Genomic DNA, 21,605 nt, shown 5'->3' on the forward strand with positions numbered 1-21,605 from the left:
GTGTGTCGGCCAATCAGTTGCCTGCTGTGCAGGACGTTTTGCAAAGTGCTGTTGAATTCGAGAGTGGCAGGGTTAGCATGAAACCGGTACTACTGATCGTTGTTAACGATCCGGCTTTTTTTATTTCTCATCGATTGCCGATTGCCGAGTCTGCGCGCGAGGCGGGGTACGAAGTTCACGTGGCTACGCGAGCGGGGGCGCGGGTCTCTGACATCTCACGTCTTGGTTTTGCTCACCATGAATTGCCCTTGTCGCGCAGTGGAAAGAATCCACTTCTTGAGTTGAAGTCGCTGCTGGCACTTTGGGCATTGTGCTGGCGCGTACGTCCCAATGTGCTGCATCTGGTAACCATCAAGCCCGTTCTATACGGCGGTATCGTTGCCCGGCTTTCTCCAGTCCGGGGGGTACTGGCCGCCATTTCAGGGCTTGGATTCGTTTTCATGGCCCAAGGCGGAAAAGCATCGGTACTGCGCAAGATCATTTCGCTGATGTACCGAGTGGCATTGGGTAAGCGAAACCTCAGGGCGGTTTTCCAGAATCCAGACGATCAGAAGGCTCTGGCTTCCCTTGGCGCGATCACAGCGGCGAAAAGTGTGCTGATTCGAGGATCCGGCGTGGACTTGCGACAGTACTCACCTTGCCCGGAGCCTGCCGGTCAGCCCGTGGTGACGCTCGCCGGGCGACTGTTGCGTGACAAAGGGGTGCTCGAGTATGTGGAGGCTGCCCGAACCCTCCAGCAACGCGGAATCAGTGCAAGCTTTCAGCTGGTCGGCGACCCGGACCCTGGCAATCCCACCAGTATCAGTGCGGATGAGTTGTCGGATTGGGGGCAGCAAGGCATTGTCACCTGCCTGGGTTATCGGGCGGATATGGAGACGGTGTTCCAGCGTTCGCATATCGTTGTCCTGCCTTCTTATCGTGAAGGTTTGCCGAAAGTCTTGGTGGAGGCTGCTGCCTGCGGCCGCGCGGTAGTTACCACCGATGTCCCTGGGTGCCGTGACGCGATCGAGCCAGGTATTTCCGGACTGTTGGTACCCGTACGCGACGCGCACGCGCTGGCCGATGCGATCGAGCAACTGGTCGTGGACACGCAATTGCGCCAGGACATGGGCAAGGCGGGCAGGGCGCTTGCCGAGCGTGCCTTTGCGATCGAAAGCATCGTCGCACAACACCTGGACATCTATCGCACCCTGGAGAACAACGCTTGAAACAGCGAAAAGTGCTGGTTACCGGAGCAAGTGGCTTCGTCGGATCCCGTGTGGTCGATCGATTGCTGCTCGACCACACCATCGAGGTCCTTGCCGGAACCCGCCGTCCCAAGGGCGATTTGCCTGCCGGTGCCACACCCGTGGTCATGGGCGCCCAGGGAGAGGGGCGTGACGAATTATCGCTGGCAGGTGTGCAAGCGGTTATCCATTGCGCTGCCCGCGTACATGTCATGAATGAGCAATCGTCAGATCCGCTCGCCGAGTTTCGCAAGGTGAATGTCGAGGGGAGTCTGGCGTTGGCACGCCGTGCCGCAGCCGACGGGGTCGAGCGCTTCATCTTCATCAGTTCGATAAAGGTCAATGGCGAGGGCACCGATGGACGCCGACCTTACCAGGCCGATGAACTGCCACACCCGGTCGACCCTTATGGTATCTCCAAGCTTGAAGCCGAGCAGGCGCTTCAGGCACTGGCGCAGGAAACGGGAATGGGCGTTGTGATCATTCGCCCGGTCCTGGTCTACGGCCCGGGGGTCAAGGCCAACTTCCAGGCGATGATGAAGTGGCTGGTAAAGAAGGTTCCTCTACCTTTGGGGCTTGTCCACAACAAGCGCAGCATGGTCGCGCTGGACAACCTGGTCGATCTGATCAGTGTCTGCATTGACCACCCGAACGCGCTCAATCAGGTGTTTCTTGCCAGTGATGGCGAAGACCTCTCTACCCCAGAACTGTTACGCAGGACCGCCAAGGCGCTTGGGACCAAGGCAACGCTTCTGCCCATCCCGGCATGGGTGCTGAAAGCGGCTGCTCGCGCCATTGGTCGAACCGGTGTGGCGGAGCGCCTGTGCGGTTCCCTGCAAGTCGATATCGGCAAGACACAACAACTGCTCGACTGGACGCCACCCCTGAGTGTTGATCAAGCTCTGTCCCTTACTGCCCGTCACTACCTGGACCTGGAACGTTCGAAAGCATGACTCTCTGGTTGATTCTACCCTTGCTTCTTTTGCTGGCCTGGCTGCTGACAGGGTGGCTGCGTCGTTATGCCTTGGCACGCAGCATCATCGACGTACCTAATGCGCGTAGCTCCCATACCGTACCGACACCCCGTGGCGGTGGGGTGGCCATTGTTCTGACGTTCCTGGCTTCGGTGCCGGTTCTGGCCAGTCAAGCGTTGCTCGACTGGAGCCTGGCTTGGGCGCTGTTGGGGGCAGGATCGGGTATCGCCATCCTGGGCTTTCTGGACGACCATGGGCACATCGCGGCCCGATGGCGGCTGTTGGGGCACTTCACTGGCGCGGCCTGGGTGCTGTTCTGGCTTGGTGGGTTACCACCGCTTCAGGGCTTTGGACATGAGCTGGCGCTGGGCTGGGTCGGCCATGTGCTAGCGCTTTTCTACCTGGTATGGCTACTTAATCTGTACAACTTCATGGACGGCATTGACGGTTTGGCCAGTATCGAGGCGATCTGTGCCTGCCTGGGGGGGGCTCTACTATATTGGCTCAGTGGCCATGGCAGCGAGGCTTGGGGAGCGATTGCACTGGCATGCGCCGTAGCAGGCTTCCTGATCTGGAACTTCCCTCCCGCACGCATCTTCATGGGGGATGCCGGAAGCGGTTTTCTGGGTATCGCCCTGGGTATCCTATCGCTGCAGGCAGCGTGGGTCGACTCAAGCCTGTTCGCGGCGTGGTTGATCTTGCTGGGGGTCTTTGTCGTTGATGCGACGGTCACGCTGGTACGTCGCTTGCTGCGTGGAGAGAAAGTCTATGAAGCACACCGCAGCCACGGCTACCAGTTCGCCTCGCGGCAGTTTGGCCGGCACATGCCGGTAACCCTGGCGGTATTGGCAATCAATGTCGTCTGGCTATTGCCTCTGGCCTGTGCGGTTGCCCTTGGCAAGCTCGACTGTGTCGTCGCTCTGATGATCGCTTACGCACCGTTGGTATTGCTCGCCATCAAGTTCAATGCCGGGCAGGCAGAGCACCGCTGATCACCTGTTAAGCTGGGCAACAGGCAATCGAAAATAATATGCCTGCGCTCAGGTGATGAGGAAGGAAATACAGAGGGGATATGGATAGATTGAGAAAACGTATGCTCGCGCTGCCACGTCGTTACAAGCGCGCGCTACAAGTCGTTACCGACCTGATATTGGTCTGGCTTGCGCTGTGGCTGGCATTTGTCGTGCGCATTGGCTTCGACGAAATGAACAATCCGATCAAGGGGCACCTTTGGTTGTTCGCCTCGGCTGCGCTGGTCGCCATTCCGATTTTCATTCGTTTTGGTATGTATCGGGCAGTAATGCGCTATTTCGGCAACGATGCCTTGATCATGATTTTCAAGGCCGTCAGTCTCTCAGCCCTTATCCTGGCGCTGGTCGTGTACTGGTACAGTAACCACACCACCGTGGTACCGCGCTCGATCATCTTCAATTACTGGTGGCTGAGCCTGGTGATGATCGGTGGTCTGCGCCTCGTGATGCGCCAGTATTTCCTGGGCGACTGGTATGCTGCCAAGCAACACATGCCCTTTACCAGCAGTGAAAACGGTCTGCCCAAGGTCGCAATCTATGGGGCCGGGGCTGCCGGCAACCAACTGCTGGCGGCATTGCGCATGGGGCGGGTGATGCGACCAGTCGCCTTCATCGATGATGATGAGTCGATCGCTGATCGGGCGATCTCCGGTCTGCAGGTGTTCCGCAGCAAGGACATCCAGCGCATGCTCGACATTACCGGGGCGGAGGAAGTGCTGCTTGCCATTCCATCAGCCACGCGTGCACGCCGTCGCGAAGTCCTGGGTGCGCTTGAGAAGTTTCCGCTGCATGTACGCAGCGTGCCGAGTGTCATGGACCTCGCCAGTGGACGCGTTAAGGTCGACGATATCCAGGAAGTGGATATTGCCGATCTTCTGGGGCGCGACGCGGTCCCGGCGCAGCAGGATCTCCTGGCCCACTGCATCACCGGCAAGGTCGTCATGGTCACAGGGGCAGGGGGGTCGATCGGCTCGGAGCTATGCCGGCAGATTTTGATGCTCCAGCCGCGTACGCTATTACTGTTCGAACACAGCGAGTTCAACCTGTATAGCATTCACAGTGAACTGGAACAGCGTATACAGCGCGAGTCGCTTTCGGTGCGCCTGGTGCCATTCCTGGGTTCGATCCGTAATCCGAGACACCTGTTCGACACCATGAGTATGTGGCACGTGGACACGGTGTATCACGCGGCGGCGTACAAGCACGTGCCGATGGTCGAGCACAATATCGCCGAAGGCGTGCTCAACAATGTGATTGGAACATTGAACACGGCACAAGCAGCGTTGCAGGCGAATGTCTCCAACTTCGTGCTGATTTCCACCGACAAGGCGGTGCGCCCAACCAACGTCATGGGCAGCACCAAACGCCTCGCGGAAATGATCCTGCAAGCGCTGAGCAAGGAAATCGCTCCTGTCCTGTTTGGTGATGCAGGCAATATTGCCCGCGTGAACAAGACCCGCTTCACCATGGTGCGTTTCGGTAACGTGCTGGGTTCGTCGGGCTCGGTGATTCCGCTTTTCCATAAGCAGATCAAGGCTGGGGGGCCGCTGACGGTCACGCACCCCAAGATCACTCGCTACTTCATGACCATTCCCGAGGCGGCCCAGTTGGTCATACAGGCAGGGTCCATGGGTCAGGGGGGGGATGTGTTCGTCCTGGACATGGGGGAACCTGTAAAGATCGCCGCGCTGGCGGAGAAGATGGTGCATCTTTCCGGTTTGAGTGTCAGGTCGGAAAAAAATCCCCATGGAGATATTGCCATCGAGTTCTCGGGGTTGCGTCCAGGCGAGAAACTTTACGAGGAGCTCCTGATCGGCGATAACGTATCGCCTACCCCGCACCGGATGATCATGACGGCGAACGAGGATTACCTCAGCTGGGATGTTTTGAAAGAGCAGCTCTCGGCTTTGGTGGTCGCCGTGGATGCGGAGGATTTCCAGGCTGTCCGACAGCTGCTGAGGGGCATGGTCAGCGGTTACTCACCTGAAGGCGAGATTGTTGACTGGGTCTATCAGCAACGCCGTCGGGATGTCTGAGCGGCGGCGTTTCCGATAGAGCTGCAAGAAGTGGCTTACAGCTGGCAGTCATTGTGCTGTCAGCTGTTCAATTTGGTAACTATTCGCTTTGCGCAAGCGCTTTCAGGACACTGTTCGAGCCGTTACTTTTGTCAAGGCAGCCATGGAGATGCTGCCTAGCAATCCTCGACTCACAGGAGTGTCCAAATGCGCAATATCACTTTCTCTCTTCTGTTACTTCCGCTTCTCGCAGGCTTATCCTTGCCCCTCAGTGCGGCGCCCTCGTCTTCCGGTATCGCTGAGGTTACGCCCATTGTCACCTCATCGGTGGCTGCTCCGGCCATGAAGATAAACATCAACAGTGCCGATGCGCCGTCTCTTCAGCAGGCCCTTGATGGTATCGGCAAGGCGAAGGCCGAGGCGATCGTGGCCTATAGGGAGGCCAATGGACCGTTTACTTCGGTAGACGAATTGCTCGAAATCAAGGGAATTGGCAATGCGCTGTTGGAGCGCAACCGTGACAAGTTGATACTGGAATAAGCCAAAGGGTGGTCGGGCATTTTCGAATGCTCGGCCTCCGTTATATTGTTCAGCGGTCCTTTGCTTCCTTGGCATCCATTTCTGCGTTGCGTTGATGAATCTTCTGCAGTTGTTCTTCGGTCAACGGCAGCTTCTTCGCGGTGTCACGCAGCATCAACAGCCCACCTACGATGGAGCCGAGCGCTATGGCGATTATAAGCCAGGCATACCAAGGCATTGTCATGCTCCTTTGCTGGTTCGAGTGCTACCCATACAGGTTGGAGCGAACAGGTTTCTCATTGGTTCAATTATAGGCGGGGCGTTCAGCGGAGCCAATTAGACCGACTCGCGGCCCCCAAAGCGCTCACTACTTCGTTTACAATGCGCGCCGTTCAAGACTTGCCAAGAGACCCTGCCCATGTCCGCCTGCCAGACGCCCCTTATCGTCGCCCTGGATTTCCCTACCCGTGACGCCGCCCTGAAGCTGGCTGACCAGCTCGATCCGGCGCTGTGCCGTGTCAAGGTTGGCAAGGAGCTGTTCACCAGCAGTGCTTCGGGGATTGTCGAGACCCTTTGCGCCAAGGGCTTCGAAGTGTTTCTCGATCTCAAGTTCCACGACATCCCCAACACCACTGCCATGGCGGTCAAGGCTGCAGCCGAGATGGGCGTATGGATGGTCAACGTGCATTGTTCCGGTGGCCTGCGCATGATGTCGGCTTGCCGCGAGGAACTGGCCAAGCGTAGCGGCCCGCAGCCGTTGCTGATCGGCGTGACCGTGCTGACCAGCATGGAGCGCGAGGATCTTGCCGGCATTGGCCTGGATGTCGACCCGCAGGAGCAGGTCTTGCGCCTGGCGGCGCTGGCGCAGAAGGCTGGCATGGACGGTCTGGTGTGCTCTGCGCTTGAGGCTCCGGCGTTGAAGGCCGCACATCCTTCGTTGCAACTGGTTACGCCAGGCATTCGTCCGGCAGGCAGTGCCCAGGATGATCAGCGTCGCATCCTGACCCCGCGCCAGGCGCTGGATGCCGGTTCCGATTACCTGGTGATCGGCCGCCCGATCAGCCAGGCGGCGGATCCGGCCAAGGCATTGGCTGCCGTGGTGGCCGAGATCCGTGGCTGATCCGAAGACGGGGGCCGCACTATGCGGCCCATCGCTGTAGGAGCGGCTTCAGCCGCGATCACCCGCGAAGCGGGTGCCAGACACCGCGTTGCCTGCATCGCGGCTGAAGCCGCTCCTACACAGTAAGCTGCTCCCTACGCGGCAGTCCTCAAACCTTCAGCACCAACTTGCCGAAATTCTCTCCGCTGAACAGCTTGAGCAGCGTTTCCGGGAAGGTCTCCAGCCCCTCCACCACGTCCTCCTTGCTCTTGACCTTGCCACTAGCCAGCCATTCGGCCATCTCCTGCGCAGCCTTGCCATACTCCTTGACGTAGTCCATGACCACGAAACCTTCCATGCGCGCACGGTTCACCAGAAGCGACAGGTAGTTTGCCGGCCCCTTCACGGCTTCCTTGTTGTTGTACTGGCTGATTGCGCCGCATATCACTACCCGGGCCTTGAAATTTAGGCGCGAGAGCACGGCATCCAGAATGTCACCACCGACGTTGTCGAAGTACACATCCACGCCCTTGGGGCATTCGCGCTTGAGGCCGGCCAGCAGGTCTTCGGCCTTGTAGTCGATGACACCGTCGAAGCCCAGTTCATCTTTGAGGTATTGGCATTTCTGCGCACCGCCGGCAATCCCGATCACCCGGCAACCCTTCAGCTTGGCAATCTGCCCGGCAATACTGCCGACCGCGCCGGCGGCGCCTGAGATCACCACCGTCTCGCCAGCCTTGGGCTGGCCGACATCGAGCAGGGCGAAGTAAGCGGTCATGCCGGTCATGCCCAGGGCTGAAAGATAGCGGGGTAGCGGGGCGAGCCTGGGGTCGATCTTGTACAGGCCCTGTGGCGCACCGGTGTAGTAGTCCTGCACACCAAGTGCACCGTTCACATGATCGCCGACCTTGAAGTCCGGATGCCTGGAGGCGATCACCTCGCCGACCCCCAGGGCACGCATCACCTGGCCAAGGGCCACGGGCGCAATGTAGGACTTGCCCTCGTTCATCCAGCCACGCATCGCGGGGTCCAGTGACAAGTAGAGGTTCTTCACCAGTATCTCGCCCTCGGCGGGTTGCTCGGTGGCGACCTCCTCATAGGTGAAGTCTTCGCGACGCACAGCACCGACCGGGCGCTTGGCAAGCAGGAAACGGCGGTTGCGGGTGGACATGGCAATATCTCCTGAAATGGGGGGCGGGGCAGTATGATCGGCTGCGATCCTGTCCTGCGTCACGCAAGATCAGCGCGAACGATAGTAGTCCAACCGTAGCCCTGATGATGCTGCCCAGGCGGTCGGCAGGCTGACTAGACTCAGGCTCGAATCCAGTTCCCAGAAGGAGCCAATGATGGGCATGACGTTCTCCGGCCAGGTCGCACTGGTCACCGGCGGTGCTGCGGGTATCGGCCGGGCGACCGCCCAGGCTTTCGCGGCAGAAGGCTTGAAGGTGGTGGTGGCCGATCTCGATGCGGTGGGTGGCGAGGCCACCGTGGCGCAGATTCGCCAGGCGGGCGGCGAAGCGCTGTTCGTGGGCTGCGACGTGACCTGCGACAGCGAAGTGCGGCAACTGCATGAAAGGATCGTCGCGACTTATGGTCGGCTCGATTACGCCTTCAACAACGCCGGCATCGAGATCGAGAAAGGCCGCCTGGCCGAAGGTAGCGAAGCAGAGTTCGATGCGATCATGAGCGTCAACGTCAAGGGTGTCTGGTTATGCATGAAGTACCAGTTGCCGATGCTGTTGGCTCAGGGCGGCGGGGCCATTGTCAACACAGCCTCGGTGGCTGGCCTCTCGGCCGCGCCGAAAATGAGCATCTACGCCGCCTCCAAGCATGCGGTGATCGGCCTGACCAAGTCGGCGGCCATCGAGTACGCCAAGAAGGGTATCAGGGTCAACGCGGTGTGCCCGGCGGTCATCGACACCGACATGTTCCGCCGCGCCTATGAAGCAGACCCGCGCAAGGCCGAGTTCGCTGCGGCGATGCACCCGGTCGGGCGCATTGGCAAGGTCGAGGAAATCGCCAGTGCGGTGCTTTACCTGTGCAGTGATGGGGCGGCGTTCACTACCGGGCATAGCCTTACGGTCGATGGTGGCGCATTGGCGATCTAGGCTCGTTACCACAGGCTCTCGATCTTGCCCTCGAGGAAAATATCACGTCGTTTCAGTCGACCAATGTCCTGATGCTTGGCTATTTCGTAGACACGCTGGAAGTCTGCCTCGCGGATCTGCGGGAAGTAGCGCGCCACTGCCTGTTTCACCTTGGCGTCATAGTCGATTTCGGTAATGAAGCGATAGATGTGCCGGTAGTAGAAGAAACCGAACTGGAATGCTAGGGTCTCGCTGAAGAAAGCTGTCGGGACCGAAAAGCTGTTCTCGAGGTCGATAGCCATGGCGGGCTCGCCGCCTTGCTCCGGCAGCATGACATTGGCAGCCCAGAGATCCATGTGGGTGATGCCTTGGACATGGAGGGCATGCAGCAGTTCAAAGGTTGCGTCCAGCAACTGGTCGACCGCCTGCGGGTGAGTGAGGATCCAGTTGTAGCCATCGAGGTAGCCATCGAGACGGTGGGTGATCAGGAAAACATCGTTGATCAATCCCACCTTCGAGCGGCTGTAGCCAAAGCCCACCAGGCCGGGTATGCGCGCGCCGCGCCGGTTAGCCTCGCAGGTGTTGACCAGCTCCTCCAGGCTCCAATCGAACATGCCGTTGCGCTTGCGTGTGCCGTGCTGGACGCGCCACTTCTGCCTGAACGAATCAAGCCGCTCGCGCTTGGTGAACAACCGGCTGCTGGCACACTCCAGCGGGGCGCTGACTCGTTTGGCGTCGGGCGTGAGGTCGATAAGACGCTTGAGCGCTTGTCGGGTCAAAGTCGGGAGTTCTTTTTGCAGGTGCAGTGTAGTGCGTTTGTGCTTGAGGGTAACGGGGTAATCGTTGCTGTGGGGCCAGGAAAAGCGAGTCACTCTGCGTCCTTGCTGCTGTCAAATTGCCATCGTCAATTCCTTGGCATATTACATTTTTTTTACATTTTTCCTACAAATTTTCAAGGTTGCGCTCTTTACGCAGAGGCGCAGGCTGCAATAGGCGGCTGGCCACCAGCAGGCAACCGGCTACCAAACCGATGCCGTACAGCGTCAGTGCGCGGTCGCTCCCCAGTTGGTCACTCAGCATTCCCACAAGCATCACCGGCAAGCTGAAGCCGCAATAGGCCAGCAGGAAGAAACCAGCAGTGGCGCGGGTTTTCTCAATACCTGCCAGTTGGCATACCCCGGTCAGCCCCCCTAAGTAGATGAAGCCATAGCAGGCGCTGCTGGTGGCGATCGCGCCTAGCAGCACAGCAGGCAGGTCGCCAGTGTGCGCGCCCCAGGCTAGCAGGGTGTAACTGCACGGCAGGATCAGCAGCCCCAGCAAGGTTGCCCGCGTGCTGGACAGGCGACGCGCGATGGGCTGGAACAATAGGCCGCAACTGATCACGCAGAAGGTCGAGAAGCCCGACCAGGCACTCAGCCCATGCTGGCGCAGGATACTCGGCAGCAGGGCGATGACCAGGCCGACGCAAGCCCAGGCCAGGAAAATCGCCATGCCATGGGTCAGGCTCCCCTTGGGGTAGAAAGGCAAGCGCAGCATGGCGCCGCGCTGGGTCGGGCGTGGGTCTGGCAGACGCCAGGCCAGTAGCAGGGCGATTGCAGCCAGTGCCAGTTGCAGGTGGAAGCTGCCAGGCGTGAGCGTGGGGCCGTGCAACAGGAACAGGCTGGTCAGTGCCGCACCCAGGCCAAAACCCAGGGAGGTGCTGGCGGTGACCCAATTGGCCGCGCGGCTGCTGTGCTCTGGCGGCATCAATTCTCCCATGTAGGCGGTGGCCGTGGCCGAGGCCAGGCCGGTGCCCAGCCCCAGCAACAAGCGCGCCACGCCCAGGGCTTCCAGGCCGGGTGCCAGCAGCATGATCAGGGTAGCGATCATCGACAGCCCCAAGGCCACGAGTATCAACGGGCGTCGGCCGACCCGGTCGGCAAGGCCGCCTAGGGCCAGTAGAACCGGCAGCACGCCGAGCACATAGCCGGAAAAGGCCACGGCGGTCGCCGCCGCGCCTCGTCCGGACAAGTCGGCGTAGGCGATGTACAGGGGGGCCTGAAGGTTCACCGCGAGGGTGATCAAGCACAGGGCAAAGGCCAGCAAGGCCGGGGCATGACGAGAGGGCATCGCAAGCATCCATTGGGGGAGTGTGCGGTGCAGCTTCGAGGTCATGGCCTGTCATCGACAAGGTACACGGCAGGGGCATTTGTGATTAACTGTTTGCCTGCAAATAGCGAACACTTGCCATGCGCCTTGAACTCGACCGTATTCACCCTACGCCATTGGTCCAGCAACTGACCGAGCAATTGCAGGCATGGATCGAGCGGCAGCGTCTGCGTCCTGGCGCGCGGCTGCCCTCGATCCGTGCCTTGGCGCGGGATCACGCGGTGAGCGCGTCCTGTGTGGTCGAGGCTTACGATCGGCTGGTCGCCAGCGGCTGGCTGGAAGCGCGCCACGGAACCGGCTTCTTCGTGGCTGAGCGCAAGCCGGGATTGCAGGCTGATGTGGGTGTGGCCTGGGGTGAGGGCATCGACGGTAGTTGGCGACAGTTTCGTGAAGGGCACGATGAGTTGCTCAAGCTGGGGTGTGGCTGGCTGCCGGTGGCCTGGCGCGCCGAGGCTGAGCTGGCCCAGGCGGTGCGCCAGGTAAGCCGTGGCGCGCCAGAAGCCTTGTTCGACTACTGTCCGCCGTTGGGGCTTGCCAGCCTGCGTCTGCAGTTGCACAAGGGGTTGGCGAAGCTCGACATTACGGCTTCACCTGAGCGTATCCTGACCACCCAGGGCGCCAGCCACGCCCTCGACCTGCTGGTGCGCACCCTGTTGGCACCCGGCGATACCGTGCTGGTGGAGCGTCCTGGCTATTACAACCTTTACAACCTGCTGCGTCTGCATCAGGTCAACATGCTTGAAGTGCCGCGCACGGCCACCGGGCCTGACCTGGCGGCGCTCGAGCGCCTGCTGGCCGAGCACCGGCCACGGTGCCTGTTCACCAACAGTCTGTACCAGAATCCCACCGGTTCCAGCCTGACGCCCAAGGTGGCGTACCGCCTGCTGGAACTGGCGCGCGAGCATGATGTGCGGATCATCGAGGACGATCTGTACGCCGACTTCCAGGATGGCGCGGCGACGCGCCTGGCAACCCTCGACAGTGATCAGCGGGTCATCTACTTGGGCAGTTTTTCCAAGACCCTTAGCAGTTCGCTGCGGGTTGGCTACCTGGTGGCTGAAGAGGCGCTGGTGGCTCGCCTGGCCGAGTTGAAAATGGTTAGCGGTATCGGTACCTCGCGCTTCGCCGAGCAGGTGGTCGGGCAGATGCTCGCCAATGGCAGCTATCGCAAGAGCATCCAGCGTTTGCGCGTGCGCCTCGGGCAATACATGGCGAAGGCGCTTGGGCAGCTGGAGGCGTACGGCTGGGAGGTGTTCTGCGAACCTTGCGGTGGCATGTTCGTCTGGGCTCGCTCGCCCGGACGCGATTTCGCCGAGCTGGAGCGACTGGCACTGGACCAGGGCGTGCTGTTGACGCCGGGCAATGCCTTCGATCCGCAAGGGCGTGCAAGTGACTGGCTTCGGATCAATGTCGCCTATGGGCAGGATGTCCGCGCCCAGGCCTTCTTCCAGCATGCCGGGCGACCTTCAGCAATCTGAAAACGACACGTTCATAGCTATTTGACACCATTGTGTCGTTCGGCTCTTGTGAGGGCGTCGATGCCGTTGTCACTCTTGCAGCTCGGAACAGTCCGGCAACGCGAGGGGTGACGGTGATGGTGGCGACCAGGCACGGTGTACTGGCCAACCTGGGCATGGCCCGCAAGCTTGGCCTGGGTTTCGCGTTGGTATTGTTGCTGACGCTGGTGGTGGCTGTGATCGGCGTGTACGCACTGACCGCTATCGGCCAGCGCTTCGACGGGCTTCGGCAGATGGCGCAGTTCAACGCCGAGCTGTCGAGGCTGCGCCAGCATGAGCAAGCCTTCGCCCTGCGTTCTGACATCAAGGAGGCCGAGGCCTTGCGTGGCGGGCTGAAAAGCCTGCTGGAGCGGGCCCAGGGCGTGCCGACCCTAGCGTCCGCGCAAGCAGACCTGTCCGCCTACGGCCAGGCGTTCGACCAGTTCGTCCAGGCGGTGCAGGCCAAGGAGCTGGCGCTGGACATGGCCAGCTGGTCGGTGTCCAGCGTGGCCAACAACCTCGATGTGCTTCAGGCGGGGCTGGCCGATGATGGCAGCTACACGCTCAAGCAGTCCCAGGGGCAGCAGGGGGCTGAGTTCCTGGAGCAGGCGGGCCAGGTGGGGCAGGTTTCACGCTTGATGCTGCAGGCCATGGACGAAGCCCGGGTTCGCCTGGACCAGAGCCGCAAGGGCGTTGAAGCTGGCCAGGGGCGAATTGCCCAGACGGTTGAGGCCGCACGTCTGGTCGAGCAGCTCAAGGGGGCGGTCAGCGACGCGGGTTACCAGAGCGTGCTCGGCGAAGTGGCCGGGCATATCGCGAGTTTTTCCGAGAAGCTCAACGAATACACCGACCTGTTGAGCCAGGAGCAGGGTATCAAGGCCCAGTTGCAAGCCAGGGCCGAGCAGGCCACGGTGCAGGTCGACCAGGCGTACGCGGCTCAGGAGCAGGCGATGCAGGGCGAGTTGGCGCGCAACGTCGTGGCCATCGCGGCCGCCACCGCCCTGGCCTTGCTGGTAGGGGTGCTGGCCGCCTGGTTGATCACCCGTGCCGTGGTCGCACCGCTCAAGCGGGTGATTGCCAGGGCCCGGCGTATTGCCGCAGGTGAGCTGGGCATCGAAGCGGAGCCGCCGCGCCAAGATGAAGTGGGGCAACTGTTGCAGGCCATGCAGCAGATGGCCGAAGGCTTGTCCGGCGTGGTCAGTGGCTTGCAGCAGGGGATAGAACAACTGGCCGGCAGCGCGCAGGCATTGTCGGCGGTCACCGAGCAGACCAACCGCGAGGTCGGTAGCCAGAAGGACGAAACCGAGCAGGTGGCCACCGCCATGCAGGAGATGACTGCCACGGTCCACGATGTGGCGCGCAATGCCGAGCAAGCGGCGCAAGCCGCGCAGGCCGCCGATGACAAGGTTGGCTCGGGGCAGCAGGTGGTGCGCCAGAGCATGCAGCGTATCGAGCAGTTGGCGGCGGCGGCTGAAACGGCCAGCAACGGCATCGACAGCCTCAGTGCCGAGATCCACACCATCGGTGGTGTGCTGGAGGTGATCAAGAGCGTCGCCGAGCAGACCAACCTGCTGGCACTCAATGCCGCCATCGAGGCCGCCAGGGCGGGAGAGCAGGGCCGTGGTTTTGCCGTGGTGGCCGACGAGGTGCGGGCATTGGCCAGGCGCACCCAGCAATCCACCGAAGAGATCGAGCGCCTGGTCGCCAGCCTGCGCGGCAATGCCCAGCAATCGGTGGCGCAGATTCGCGGCAGCACCGAGCTGGTGCGCCTGGCGGTGGCCGATGCGCTACAGACCGAGAGTGCCCTGGGCAGCATTGCCGCGGCGGTGTCGTTGATCCAGCAGATGAACCAGCAGATTGCCGCGGCGGCCGAGCAGCAAAGCTCGGTGGCCGAAGAGATCAGCCGCAGTGTCACGCAGATTCGCGGCAGTGCCGATCAAGCAGCCTTGGCCATGGAGGACAACGCCCGGTCAAGTGTCGAACTGGCCCGGCTGGGGGATGACCTGAAGGGGATGGTGGGGCATTTTCGCTTGTGAGACGTTGCAAGTCCCGGTTCGCCGGCAAGTCGGCTCCTACAGATTCCGGTAGGAGCCGGCTTGCCGGCGAACGGCTGTTTCAACCCTTGCGCGGGCTCAGGATCAGCAGGGTCAACACCCCCGCCACGATCCCCCAGAACGCCGACCCGATCGAGAACAGGGTGAAGCCCGATGCCGTCACCATGAACGTGATCAGCGCCGCCTCGCGTTCACGGGCTTCGCCCATGGCCACGCTCAGGCCGTTCATGATCGAGCCGAACAGCGCCAGGGCGGCAATCGAAAGCACCAGCTCCTTGGGCAGTGCGCCGAACAGCGCCGCCAGGGTCGCACCAAAAGTGCCGGCCACGCCATAGAAGATCCCGCACCAGACCGCCGCGGTATAGCGCTTGGCAGGGTCTTCATGGGCATGCGGGCCGGTGCAGATCGCCGCACTGATCGCTGCCAGGTTGATGCCGTGGGAGCCGAACGGTGCCAGTAGCAGCGAGGCGAAGCCAGTGGCCGAGATCAGGGGCGATGCGGGCACCTGATAACCGTCGGCGCGCAGCACGGCGACCCCTGGCATGTTCTGCGAGGTCATGGCCACGACGAACAGCGGGATGCCGATGCTGATGGTCGCCGCCAGCGAGAAGCTTGGAGTAGTCCACACCGGTGTGGCGATCTCCATTTGGAAACCGCTGAAGTCCAGCAACCCCAGGGCGCCAGACAGCGCCGTGCCGACCAGCAGCGCGGCGAGCACGCAATAGCGTGGCGACAGGCGTTTGACCAGCAGGTAACTGAAGAACATGCCCAGCACCAGCAGGGTGCGGTGCTGTGCGGCGACGAAGATCTCACTGCCGATCTTGAACAGGATGCCGGCCAGCAATGCCGAGGCCAGCGAGGCGGGGATGCGCCTGACCAGGCGCTCGAAGCTGCCGGTCAGTCCACAGGTCAGTACCAGCACGGCGCAGGTGATGTAAGCCCCAATGGCTTCGCTGTAGCTGACACCGCCCAGGCTGGTGATCAGCAGCGCCGCCCCGGGCGTAGACCAGGCCACTGTGATGGGTGTTCGGTAACGCAGCGACAGGCCGATGCTGCACGCCGCCATGCCGATTGACAGTGCCCAGATCCACGACGAGATCTGCGCGCTGGTGAGCCCCGCCGCCTGGCCGGCCTGGAACATCAGCACCAGCGAGCTGGTGTAGCCGGTGAGCATGGCGATGAAGCCGGCGACCACCGCCGACGGGGAGCTGTCTGCCAGCGGGCGCAGGGGCGCTGTGGTGGCATCGGTCATGGGGAATTCCTTGTACAGGTGTAAGCATTTTTTGCAGGCTACCCTGCGATGGCGTGAACCTTGCCATACAGCAGGCATTGCATTTAGCCGTACAGTCGCCAACTATTGGCCACGACTACGCAACTGCGTGAAAGGGGAGGGGCGATGTACAAGGTGTATGGCGATTACAACTCGGGCAACTGCTACAAGATCAAGCTGATGCTCAGCCTGCTTGACCGCCCGTATGAGTGGCATTCGGTGGATATTCTCAAGGGTGAGACCGAGACCTCCGAGTTCCTGGCCATGAACCCCAACGGCAAGGTGCCGGTGCTGCAACTGGAAGATGGCACTTGCCTTTGGGAGTCCAACGCGATTCTCAACTTCCTGGCCGACGGCAGCGAGTTCCTGCCCAGCGAACCGCGCCTGCGCACCCAGGTGCTGCAGTGGCAGTTCTTCGAACAGTACAGCCATGAGCCATATATTGCCGTGGCGCGTTTCATCCAGTTCTACCTGGGGCTGCCGCAGGAGCGCGTGGAAGAGTACAAGGGGCTGCACAAAGGCGGCTACAAGGCGCTCAAGGTGATGAACGAACAGCTGCAGATGACGCCGTACCTGGTAGGGGATCAGTACTCGATCGCCGATGTGGCGTTGTATGCCTACACCCACGTGGCGCATCAGGGCGGGTTCGACCTGGCCGATTATCCGGCGGTGAGAGCCTGGCTGGAGCGGGTGGCGAGCCATCCGCGGCATGTGCCTATGGTGGATTGAGCACGGGCACTGTTCGCCGGCAAGCCGGCTCCTGCGGGTAGGGCGCTAACGTTTCGTAGGAGCCGGCTTGCCGGCGAACAGGGGCGATGCCGTGCTGTCAGATCGCCGCGAACCGCTTGTCCAGATAGGCGATGATGTCCTTGGACTCGTACATCCAGGTGACCTTGCCGCCTTCGTCGATACGCAGGCACGGCACCTTCACCCGGCCACCGCCTTCGAGCAGCGCCTGGCGGTGCGTCGGGTCGTTCTTGGCATCGCGCAGCGCCACCGGCACGTTCAGCCGGTGCAGGGTACGGCGGGTTTTCACACAGAACGGGCAGGCATGGAACTGGTACAGCGCCAGGCCCTTGGCATCCTGCTCGACACGCGCCTGGGCGGCGCCGTCGCGCTTTTTCTTGGCCGGGCGGCTGACCCAGTCACCGAACACGATGAGCTGGCCGAGGCCGACCCGCAAGGCTTTGACGATCATGGGTAACTCCTGAAAAGAAAAAGCCGACCCCAAAGGGTCGGCTCCAGATCACCGGCCGATCACTTGATCAGGCTGAGGAACTCGCTACGGGTGGCGGCGTTCTCGCGGAACTCGCCGAGCATTACCGAGGTGAGCATGGTCGAGTTCTGTTTCTCGACGCCGCGCATCATCATGCACATATGCTTCGCTTCGATGACCACGGCCACGCCTGCGGCGCCGGTCACCTGCTGGACGGCTTCGGCGATCTGGCGGCTGAGGTTTTCCTGGATCTGCAGGCGACGGGCGAACATGTCGACGATCCGCGCGACCTTCGACAGGCCGAGCACCTTGCCTTTGGGGAGGTAGGCGACATGGGCCTTGCCGATGAACGGCAGCATGTGATGTTCGCACATCGAGTACAGCTCGATGTCCCGGACCAGTACCATTTCGCTGTTGTCGGAGGTAAACAGCGCACCGTTGGTCACTTCTTCCAGGGTCTGCTCATAACCGCGGCAAAGGTACTTCATGGCCTTCGCAGCCCGTTTCGGCGTGTCGAGCAGGCCTTCGCGGGAGACGTCCTCGCCCAGCTGGCTGAGGATCTCGGTGTAGTTCTGTTCCAGGGACATGGATCTACCTGTGGAAAATTTCGCAAAGACGAAGGGTACGGCGCCGAGCCCGGCGCTGCAAGCGCGATGTCACTCGTCGCGGCCTTCGAGCATGGTTCGCTTGAGCATGACGTACAGCGCGCCGGTGCCACCGTGGCGGGCCTGGCAGGAGGCGAAGCCGAGCACTTGCGGGTGCTGGCGCAGCCAGGTGTTGACGTGGCTCTTGATCATCGGGCGCTTGCCATCGATACGCGCGGCCTTGCCGTGAGTCACACGCACGCAGCGGACTTCGAGCTTGGTGGCTTCGGCGATGAAGTCCCACAGGGTTTCGCGCGCTTTCTCGACGCTCATGCCGTGCAGGTCGAGGCTGCCCTCGAAGGCGATCTGGCCGAGCTTGAGCTTGCGGATCTGGCTTTCCTGCACGCCATCACGGCGCCACATCAGTTCATCCTCGGCGCCGACGTCGATGACGAACTGGTCGGACAGGCCGTCGACGACCAATGGCTGGTCGCTACGGATGGTCGCCGCCTGGCGCAGGCCGGCCAGCTGCTTGCGGTCGGTCTTGGGTTTGCCGACCTCGGCGCGATCGTGCTGGATCGGCTTGACCCCGCGCACTTCACTGCGGAAGAGGGAAAAATCGTCGTCTTGCATGGTGCCTCCACGTGGGCGGCGTAGTTTACGCGACTGGGCGTCGGCGTGAAGCCTTGGGTTGTGCGTGTGAAGCCGGCGCTCATCGAACCCAGCACAACCTGTAGGAGCGGCTTTAGCCGCGATCACCCGCAGAGCGGGTGATAGGCACCGCGGTGTCTGCATCGCGGCTGAAGCCGCCCCTGCAGAGGACCCTGATCCCTGCGCGGCAGCTCATCAGGTCAGTCGTGTTTCTTCATCAGGTGCGGTGCCAGGTTGAGCCCGTGCCCGCGGCGCATGCGAATACGGTTGCGGCGCCAGCCACGCACACCGAAGTACAGCAGCAGGATACCGACCACCGCGAGCGTCGCCGCCAGTGGCTGGTTGGCGTTGAGTTCAGCGAGGGCGGGGTAGTTGCCCAGCAAGCCGGCGACGCCGGCCATGGCGAGGAGGATGCCCAGCGTCGCGAGCAGCACCGAGAAGGCCGCGCCCAGGCGTGCCCCCCAGTTGCTCGGCTCACGCTGGCGCAGGCGCTTGGCGTCGAAACGGCCTTTGAGCTTCATTCGAAGTCCTCTGGATCTGGTTACGCTGATCCGGATTTTGACCTGCGAGTCATCCTGGGGTTCCGCCCGTCCGCCGGGCGGTATCGATTCAGACCAGGCTGGCGGTGGGGGCGACGCAGGCGAAGTTGTCGGCCATCACGGCCATTTCGCACTGGTGGATCTGCGCGGCGGGTATCACCGTATCCTTGAGGGCAAGGTCACGGGTCGCCGAGGCATCTTCCACCAGGGTGCAGCGATAACCATAGTCCTTGGCGCGGCGCACAGTGGTGCTGACGCTCGAGTGGCTCATGAAACCGCAGACAATCAGGTCCAGCGGGCCGAACGCCTGCAGCGTCTCGTGCAGCTTGGTGTTCTTGAACGCATTGGGCATGCGTTTTTCGATGACGACTTCGCCATCCAGCGGCTCCAGGCCGGGGATGAACTCACCCCCCGGGCCCTGCGGGTCGAAGCGACCACCGACGGTACCGAGGTGGCGGACGTGGATGATCGGACGGTTGGCCTTGCGGGCAGCGTCGAGCAACCTGGCGATGTTCGCCACGGCCTCGTCCATGCCCGACAGTGCCAGCGGACCGCTCAGGTACTCCTTTTGCGCATCGATGACGATCAGGCTGGCTTGGCCCAGCTTGGCCGGCGGGTAGTCGCGGCCAGTGAGGCGGAACATCGTGGTTGGAACGGAGGACATCAAGGGCTCCTTGGATAGGGCTTTTGTATACCTATTCTCCCTCGCCTCGGCGCCAATGTGAATGGTTGACATTGCAGGCGGCATGGTTACTGGCCTGGGGCTATCCATTCGGCCATCGGAGAAAACAAATGTGTGGTGTGGGCTGTTAGACTTTTATCCTGTCTGAAAAGGAGTACCCCGTGATCACATCCCGCCTGCGCACCCTGCGCGACCATATCCGCTGGGCGGTCAGCCGCTTCCATGAGCACGAGCTGTTCTTCGGCCACGGCGCCGACAATGCCTGGGACGAGGCCCGCCTGCTGGTGCTCGGTTCGGTGCACCTGCCGTGGGAGGTGGCCGACAGCTACCTGGACTGCCAGCTGGAGGACGATGAACGGGTACGCCTGCAGCACCTGCTCAAGCGCCGCATCGAAGAGCGCGTGCCCACCGCCTACCTGTTGGGCGAGGCGTGGTTCTGCGGCATGTCGTTCATCGTCGACGAACGCGTGCTGGTGCCTCGCTCACCCATTGGCGAGCTGATCGAAAAGCGTTTCGAGCCGTGGCTGGCGGCGGAGCCGGCGCGCATCCTCGACCTGTGCACCGGTTCCGGTTGTATCGGCATCGTCGCCGCCGATGTGTTCCAGGATGCAGAGGTCGTGCTGGCCGACCTGTCCTTCGACGCGTTGGAAGTGGCCAACCAGAACATCGAACGCCATGGCCTGGAGCAGCGGGTCTACACCGTCCAGGGCGATGGTTTCGGCGGCTTGCCGGGGCAGCGCTTCGACTTGATTCTGTCCAACCCGCCGTATGTCGATGCCGAGGATTTTGACGACATGCCGGCCGAGTACCACCATGAGCCCGAGCTGGGCCTGGCCTGCGGCAACGATGGCCTGGACCTGGTGCGGCGGATGCTGGCCGAGGCAGCCGATCATTTGACCGAGAAGGGCTTGCTGATCGTCGAGGTGGGCAACAGTCAGGTGCACGTCGAGGCGCTGTACCCTGAAGTGGACTTCGCCTGGCTCGAGTTCGAGCGCGGAGGGCACGGGGTATTCATGCTGACCGCCGAGCAGTGCCGGCAGCACCAGGCGTTGTTTGCTTCGCGGGTGTAATGCGGATGGATTGAAGGGGGCTGCCTTGCAGCCCTTTCGCCGGCAAGCCGGCCCTTACGCCGTTTTTTCTGTAGGCGCCGGCTTGCCCGCTGAAGGATCAGCGGGTGGCGATCCAGATCAGCAGCCCGGCCTGGAAGACCGCGAAGGCCACCAGGCAGGTGATGGTGAAGCGCAGGCCGCTGTCCTCGCGACGGTACTTGGCCACGCGCTCGTCACGCTCCCGCAGCTGGGCTTCCTTCTCCATCAGGTTCTGCTCGGCCTGCTGCAGCATGCCGGCCGCCTCGATGATGTCGACGCGCTGGACCTTCTCGGTGTTCCAGCCGCCCTTGAGCTGGCCCACCGCGGTTTCCACCACGCGCCCCTTGAGCAACTGGCCATCGGTGTACTCCACCGCCAGGCCGACGCTGGCCAGCACGTGGTCGCGGCGCAGGCGAGTGTCCTCGTTGAGCGCATCCTTGTTCGGCAGGTTCATGCCTTCGACCCGATAGTGCGAGCAACGTTGCTGCAACCACTGCACCGCCTGGGCCAGCAGGAATCGACCGAGACCGCGGTTCAGTGGTTCGAGTTGCAGGCCACTGTCGCTGCCGATGCGCACCAGCCGCTGCTCGTGGTCGACGCGGATGTCCAACTGGTTCTGTTCCTTGCGCACTTTCTGCCCGGGCAGGCGGATTTCCATGCGCAGCAGGCTGTGGGCCTTGTCGTGGCGCTCGGCGTAACCGAACTGGACGAAGCGCAGCGGCCGCGCGCCGCTGTTGCGGTCGGTGGGCAGCGGCGCCAGGCGCAGCAGCTGGAAGTGTTCGGCGGCAAGGTCCGCCCACGGCTGCGGGGCGCTGTCCGGGGCTTGTTCTTCTGTCGCCTCGGCGGCGGGGGCATCGGTCATCAGGGCAATCCTCAAGTGCACGGCGGCCAGGTGTTCAGCGGGCCTTGGCGCCGTGATCACGACC

General features: G+C 62.1%; 22 protein-coding genes and 1 pseudogene. 12 read left to right on the forward strand and 11 right to left on the reverse strand.

Features of this window, described 5'->3' with window-relative positions; translation table 11 throughout:
• The first annotated feature begins 2 nt into the window (after positions 1 to 2).
• The 5 genes from IM733_RS01005 to IM733_RS01025 all read left to right on the forward strand — a co-directional run bounded on the left by IM733_RS01005 (position 3) and on the right by IM733_RS01025 (position 5,786).
• A complete protein-coding gene (locus IM733_RS01005; RefSeq protein ID WP_248919161.1) occupies positions 3 to 1,208 on the forward strand; it encodes a glycosyltransferase family 4 protein in 1,206 nt (401 codons plus the stop codon).
• Positions 1,205 to 2,179: a UDP-glucose 4-epimerase family protein gene (locus IM733_RS01010; protein WP_248919162.1), complete on the forward strand. Its 975-nt coding sequence runs from the start codon at positions 1,205 to 1,207 to the stop codon at positions 2,177 to 2,179. The genes IM733_RS01005 and IM733_RS01010 overlap by 4 nt, the downstream gene beginning before the upstream one ends.
• Positions 2,176 to 3,192 (forward strand): MraY family glycosyltransferase, encoded by a 1,017-nt coding sequence (locus IM733_RS01015; RefSeq protein ID WP_248919163.1) that lies wholly within the window; start codon positions 2,176 to 2,178, stop codon positions 3,190 to 3,192. The genes IM733_RS01010 and IM733_RS01015 overlap by 4 nt, the downstream gene beginning before the upstream one ends.
• Before the next feature lie 80 nt (positions 3,193 to 3,272).
• Entirely contained in the window at positions 3,273 to 5,267 is a 1,995-nt protein-coding gene (locus IM733_RS01020; RefSeq protein ID WP_248919164.1) for a polysaccharide biosynthesis protein, read from the forward strand.
• A 186-nt stretch (positions 5,268 to 5,453) separates the two neighbouring features.
• Complete coding sequence (locus tag IM733_RS01025) at positions 5,454 to 5,786, forward strand: ComEA family DNA-binding protein (protein WP_248919165.1); 333 nt, start codon at positions 5,454 to 5,456, stop codon at positions 5,784 to 5,786.
• Positions 5,787 to 5,835: 49 nt separating this feature from the next.
• Here IM733_RS01025 and IM733_RS01030 read toward each other — a convergent pair whose 3' ends face one another.
• The gene (locus IM733_RS01030) at positions 5,836 to 6,003 is read right to left on the reverse strand and encodes a DUF2897 family protein (RefSeq protein WP_248919166.1); all 168 of its coding nucleotides are present in this window, start codon (positions 6,001 to 6,003) and stop codon (positions 5,836 to 5,838) included.
• Between the two features lie 180 nt (positions 6,004 to 6,183).
• Here IM733_RS01030 and pyrF point away from each other — a divergent pair, with 180 nt between their 5' ends.
• The gene (pyrF, locus tag IM733_RS01035) at positions 6,184 to 6,885 is read left to right on the forward strand and encodes an orotidine-5'-phosphate decarboxylase (RefSeq protein WP_213660076.1); all 702 of its coding nucleotides are present in this window, start codon (positions 6,184 to 6,186) and stop codon (positions 6,883 to 6,885) included.
• A gap of 148 nt (positions 6,886 to 7,033) precedes the next feature.
• On the opposite strand, the gene IM733_RS01040 is transcribed toward pyrF, so the two are convergent.
• Positions 7,034 to 8,035, reverse strand: a complete 1,002-nt coding sequence (locus tag IM733_RS01040) for an NADP-dependent oxidoreductase (RefSeq protein ID WP_248919167.1) — start codon at positions 8,033 to 8,035, stop codon at positions 7,034 to 7,036.
• Positions 8,036 to 8,210: 175 nt separating this feature from the next.
• Here IM733_RS01040 and IM733_RS01045 point away from each other — a divergent pair, with 175 nt between their 5' ends.
• Complete coding sequence (locus IM733_RS01045) at positions 8,211 to 8,972, forward strand: SDR family oxidoreductase (protein ID WP_248919168.1); 762 nt, start codon at positions 8,211 to 8,213, stop codon at positions 8,970 to 8,972.
• A gap of 5 nt (positions 8,973 to 8,977) precedes the next feature.
• Here IM733_RS01045 and IM733_RS01050 read toward each other — a convergent pair whose 3' ends face one another.
• Complete coding sequence (locus IM733_RS01050) at positions 8,978 to 9,730, reverse strand: lipopolysaccharide kinase InaA family protein (RefSeq protein WP_248919169.1); 753 nt, start codon at positions 9,728 to 9,730, stop codon at positions 8,978 to 8,980.
• A 163-nt stretch (positions 9,731 to 9,893) separates the two neighbouring features.
• A complete protein-coding gene (locus IM733_RS01055) occupies positions 9,894 to 11,060 on the reverse strand; it encodes an MFS transporter (protein WP_248919170.1) in 1,167 nt (388 codons plus the stop codon).
• Positions 11,061 to 11,179: 119 nt separating this feature from the next.
• Between IM733_RS01055 and IM733_RS01060 the strand changes: the two genes are divergently transcribed.
• The 3 genes and pseudogenes from IM733_RS01060 (at position 11,180) to IM733_RS25615 (ending at position 14,631) form a co-directional block, all read left to right on the forward strand.
• Positions 11,180 to 12,577: a PLP-dependent aminotransferase family protein gene (locus IM733_RS01060; RefSeq protein ID WP_248919171.1), complete on the forward strand. Its 1,398-nt coding sequence runs from the start codon at positions 11,180 to 11,182 to the stop codon at positions 12,575 to 12,577.
• 968 nt (positions 12,578 to 13,545) lie between these two features.
• Positions 13,546 to 13,725 (forward strand): annotated as a pseudogene (locus IM733_RS25610) (hypothetical protein); the annotation flags it as partial.
• Between the two features lie 201 nt (positions 13,726 to 13,926).
• Positions 13,927 to 14,631, forward strand: a complete 705-nt coding sequence (locus IM733_RS25615; protein ID WP_432760409.1) for a methyl-accepting chemotaxis protein — start codon at positions 13,927 to 13,929, stop codon at positions 14,629 to 14,631.
• A gap of 79 nt (positions 14,632 to 14,710) precedes the next feature.
• Here IM733_RS25615 and IM733_RS01070 read toward each other — a convergent pair whose 3' ends face one another.
• On the reverse strand, positions 14,711 to 15,901 hold the full coding sequence (locus IM733_RS01070) for a benzoate/H(+) symporter BenE family transporter (RefSeq protein WP_248919173.1): 1,191 nt from the start codon (positions 15,899 to 15,901) through the stop codon (positions 14,711 to 14,713).
• A gap of 144 nt (positions 15,902 to 16,045) precedes the next feature.
• On the opposite strand from IM733_RS01070, the gene IM733_RS01075 reads away from it, so the two are divergent.
• Positions 16,046 to 16,648: a glutathione S-transferase family protein gene (locus tag IM733_RS01075; protein WP_248919174.1), complete on the forward strand. Its 603-nt coding sequence runs from the start codon at positions 16,046 to 16,048 to the stop codon at positions 16,646 to 16,648.
• A 97-nt stretch (positions 16,649 to 16,745) separates the two neighbouring features.
• Here IM733_RS01075 and IM733_RS01080 read toward each other — a convergent pair whose 3' ends face one another.
• From IM733_RS01080 to IM733_RS01100, 5 genes are all read right to left on the reverse strand, one after another.
• Positions 16,746 to 17,117, reverse strand: a complete 372-nt coding sequence (locus IM733_RS01080; protein ID WP_248919175.1) for a glutaredoxin family protein — start codon at positions 17,115 to 17,117, stop codon at positions 16,746 to 16,748.
• A gap of 59 nt (positions 17,118 to 17,176) precedes the next feature.
• On the reverse strand, positions 17,177 to 17,722 hold the full coding sequence (gene folE / locus IM733_RS01085) for a GTP cyclohydrolase I FolE (RefSeq protein ID WP_054883671.1): 546 nt from the start codon (positions 17,720 to 17,722) through the stop codon (positions 17,177 to 17,179).
• 69 nt (positions 17,723 to 17,791) lie between these two features.
• The gene (locus tag IM733_RS01090; protein ID WP_248919176.1) at positions 17,792 to 18,352 is read right to left on the reverse strand and encodes a Smr/MutS family protein; all 561 of its coding nucleotides are present in this window, start codon (positions 18,350 to 18,352) and stop codon (positions 17,792 to 17,794) included.
• 218 nt (positions 18,353 to 18,570) lie between these two features.
• Positions 18,571 to 18,891 (reverse strand): hypothetical protein, encoded by a 321-nt coding sequence (locus IM733_RS01095; RefSeq protein WP_248919177.1) that lies wholly within the window; start codon positions 18,889 to 18,891, stop codon positions 18,571 to 18,573.
• An 88-nt stretch (positions 18,892 to 18,979) separates the two neighbouring features.
• Complete coding sequence (locus IM733_RS01100; protein WP_248919178.1) at positions 18,980 to 19,573, reverse strand: cysteine hydrolase family protein; 594 nt, start codon at positions 19,571 to 19,573, stop codon at positions 18,980 to 18,982.
• Between the two features lie 179 nt (positions 19,574 to 19,752).
• Between IM733_RS01100 and prmB the strand changes: the two genes are divergently transcribed.
• Entirely contained in the window at positions 19,753 to 20,661 is a 909-nt protein-coding gene (gene prmB, locus IM733_RS01105; protein WP_248919179.1) for a 50S ribosomal protein L3 N(5)-glutamine methyltransferase, read from the forward strand.
• A 97-nt stretch (positions 20,662 to 20,758) separates the two neighbouring features.
• On the opposite strand, the gene IM733_RS01110 is transcribed toward prmB, so the two are convergent.
• Entirely contained in the window at positions 20,759 to 21,541 is a 783-nt protein-coding gene (locus tag IM733_RS01110) for a hypothetical protein (protein ID WP_248919180.1), read from the reverse strand.
• Between the last annotated feature and the right edge of the window lie 64 nt (positions 21,542 to 21,605).

The sequence above is a fragment of the Pseudomonas entomophila genome, from assembly GCF_023277925.1.
Classification (GTDB): Bacteria; Pseudomonadota; Gammaproteobacteria; order Pseudomonadales; family Pseudomonadaceae; genus Aquipseudomonas; species Aquipseudomonas entomophila_D.